Genomic DNA, 316 nt, shown 5'->3' with positions numbered 1-316 from the left:
GATTGCTACTGTTCGTTCCGGTGCACAAGGAACAGAGTACACAGTCTCTGGTAAAATTATTAGCCTAGTAAACGGTTGGGGAGGAAATGGTTTCTACCTCCAAGGTTCTGACGGTGCTGGTATCTATATCTACCCTGGGGCTGCCTTGGGCTATCAGCCTGGTGATACCGTTCAATTAACAGGAACATTGGGTGAGTATAAAGGCGAACTCCAACTAACCACAGTTAGCAACCACAAGGCTATATCTGAGCATTTCAACACTCCTATTACAGAAACAAACATCGCTCAGTTAGCAACGCAAGCACAGGCAACACTA

At 45.9% G+C, this 316-nt stretch carries 1 pseudogene; it reads left to right on the top strand.

Annotation, left to right across the window (positions count from 1 at the left end):
* Window positions 1-316, top strand: a pseudogene (locus C1E99_RS13800) (nuclease); the annotation flags it as partial.

It is taken from the genome of Streptococcus suis (genome assembly GCF_002964045.1).
GTDB lineage: Bacteria > Bacillota > Bacilli > Lactobacillales > Streptococcaceae > Streptococcus > Streptococcus suis_U.
The sequence above is the reverse complement of the archived record's forward strand: the minus strand, read 5'-3'. Positions and strand labels throughout refer to the sequence as shown.